The following is a 3,176-nucleotide window of genomic DNA, read 5'->3' on the forward strand; positions in this document are numbered from 1 at the left end:
CAGATCGTGTTCGATAGTCTTGCCTGCGCGCACTGCTCTAGCGAAGAACACCAGACGCTCGATGATCACGGCCATGCCCAGCAGGAAGATGACGCCGAGAAGGGGAATGAGGCCCATCGACTGGACCGAATAATTAATGAGGGTATTCAGCACTGCGGACTCCGGTTAGGACAAAAGATGCTAATCATTTTGTGGATGACGGTATTTCTTAAAGCGGGCGGCTTCGTTTTCGACGCTACCCGCAAAAGCGCGACTCTCTAAGCAACGGCTATGCCAAGCGATAACCCGCTTTTGATCTGCTGCTCGTCCACCCTCATGCGGCGCCTTGATCTTACGGCGAATTTCCCGAATTAGAGAGGTGCGTCTTTTGTCATGCAGAATTCTGTTCGGTACCGCCAGGTCAATCTTGTTCCTTCGGAATACGCTTAAAGCCTGCCATCAAGCTGACTTAACCCAACAAACCCTTTATTTGTGCACCGAATGATTACACTGGTGCTAATGAAAGCCTTTTGTAATATACATGCACGGGTCATCTTTTTGATTATCAATGATTCTACATACTCCCAAACCCTAGGCTGCCCCGTGCAGCTCAATCCCGCCATGGCAAAGAGTTTGCGCAGGGGTATTACATAAGCGCATTGCTTATGTTTATACTGTGCACACACGCCGTGATAACCCCTCACAATGGCTTTCAAACCGTAATGCACAGTGTGATGCAATCTGTTCCCTTTCAAGGTGCAGCGATTGCACCACATTAATTAGACTAACTCCTCTAACTCACCTTACAAACAACAGCGCGCCAAAATAAAGGGTGTTATTGCGATCTGAAAAAGCCGTTTTACTTTAATCGCTAAACAGCAATTGGCAATAAAAAATAAAACGCATTCATTTCAAATTCTTACTGCAGAAATAAATGGCCGTATCCGGCTCTTCCGTTTAATCCCTTTCGCAAATTGGCATAACTCGTGCTCTTGGTGCAGCCGCTTATCAACGGCGCCTTTCAACACGATTGAGATTGCGCCTTGACTGACGATGTTCAAACGACGCAAACAGCGTTTAGCGCGCCCCGCAATAAAAAGCGTCGACAAACATCGCATGACCGGTCCGTGCAACTCGCACGAGCCGGCCGGTTGGTTCGATCAAATATGCTCACTGACAAGAGGGAGAGCACGTGAAACAGAAGAGATTGGTAACGGCGATCAAGGGCATCATTGGCGCCGAACTCGTGCTGAGCGCCGCATTCATTCCGATGGCGCACGCACAGACCGTCGACCAGAGCGGCACAGGCGGCGCGTCGGGTACGACTTCCACAACGGCGACGACACCCGCTGCAGCGACGTCCGCGGCTCCGACCAAGCTTGAAAAAGTGGAAGTCACGGGCTCGCTGATCCGTACGTCGGACAAGGTAGGCAACACGGAAGTCCAGACTGTGACAGCCAAGGAGATCGAACAAAGCGGCTACACCACCGTTGCCGATTTCTTGCGCGGCGTGTCGGCAAACTCGGCCAGCAGCTGGTCGCAATCGACGATGAACAGCACCGCTCCAGGCGGCGCCGGCATTGCATTGCGTGGCCTGTCCGAGAAATACACGCTGGTGCTGGTCGACGGCCAGCGCGTCGCCAACTACGCGCAAGCGGTGAACTTCACCGACACATTCTTCGACATCAACACGATCCCGCTGAACACCATCGACCGGATCGAAATCGTGAAGACGGGTGCGGTATCGCAGTACGGTTCGGACGCCATTGCGGGCGTGGTCAACATCATCACGAAGAAGAATTTCCAGGGCTTCCAGATCGACAGCCAGCTCGGCAAGGCGCAACATCCGGGCGATGCACAAGGCAGCTTCAGCGTGCTCGGCGGCTTCGGCAATCTTGCTACGGACCGCTTCAACGTCACGGGTTCGGCGAGCTGGTTTCGCGATTCGGGCTCGACCCTCGCTGACCGCGACATGACCAGCAGCCAGGACTTCACGCGCTTCGGCGGCAACAACCTGCCCGCCGGCAACAACCAGCAGAGCTTCTGGACCCAGCCGGACGGCACCAACGTCCCGCTCAACCCCTGTCCGCCGAACACGACGACCGGCCGGACCGCCGGCAGCACGTGTACCTACAACACGGCGCATGACTACTCGCTGGTTCCGTCGACCACCCGCCTGAATGCCAAGGTGCGCGGCACGTTCCAGATCAACGACGACATGCAGGCGTACGCCGAGTTCTGGGGCAGCCGCGACGAGACCGTGCAGTACGGCGGCCTGCAGTCGGCGAGCAGCTTGTCGAACGTGTACAACCCGCAAAGCAACAGCATCTCGCCGCTCAACCGCACGGTGCCGGGCGGCAATCCGTTCAACCCGTTCGGCGTCGATACCCCGATCAACTACACCTTCCCGACCGCGGGCGTGGGCGTGGATACGGTCTCGACGTTCTGGAAGGCGTCGACCGGGATCAAGGGATCGTTCACCACGCCGAAGCTGGGCGACTGGGACTGGTCAGTCGACGCAGGCCATTCGCAAAGCACGGTGGACAGCCACTTCTACAACTCGCTGGATGTGGCGGGCTGGCAGAACGTGCTGCAAAACGGCGGGTACAACTTCCTGAACCCGGGTTCCACGCCGAACGGTCTGGACGGCGTGTTCCATGACGACTACCAGCAGGCCATCACGAAGCTCGATACGGTCAGCGCGAAGACCTCGACATCGAACCTGTTCACGCTGCCCACAGGCAACGTTGGCCTGGGTCTCGGTACCGAGTTCCGTCACGAAAGCTCGATCATCAACCCGCGCACGTATTCGTCGCTGGGTATCGTCTCGCCGGCGCAGATCCAGACGGTGGACGGTTCGCGCAACGTGGCGGCCGTGTTCTACCAGGTCGAGATTCCGATCATCCGCGCATTGACGTTCACGCAGTCGGGCCGCTATGACCACTACAGCGACTTCGGCGGCGCGTTCTCACCGAGCTTCGCATTGCGCTATCAGCCTGTGCAGGCATTCACGACCTTCGCGTCGTTCAGCCGCGGATTCCGTGCACCGACGCTGGTCGAAAACTCGCAGGCTTCATACACGGGTCACCAGAACCTGACCGACCCGTACGATCCGCGTGGTCCGACCAAAGCCTTCACGACCGAGTTCGCGAACGGCAACCCGAACCTTCAGCCTGAGCACACGAAGAACTACAACA

1 protein-coding gene is annotated in these 3,176 nt (G+C 57.0%); it reads left to right on the forward strand.

The features are described 5' to 3' along the window. Nucleotides 1–1,171: 1,171 nt before the first annotated feature. The coding region (locus tag ACFFAR_RS29035; RefSeq protein WP_174364983.1) for a TonB-dependent receptor domain-containing protein at nucleotides 1,172–3,176 on the forward strand (2,005 nt) is incomplete at its 3' end.

The organism is uncultured Caballeronia sp., assembly GCF_964243625.1.
Classification (GTDB): domain Bacteria; phylum Pseudomonadota; class Gammaproteobacteria; order Burkholderiales; family Burkholderiaceae; genus Caballeronia.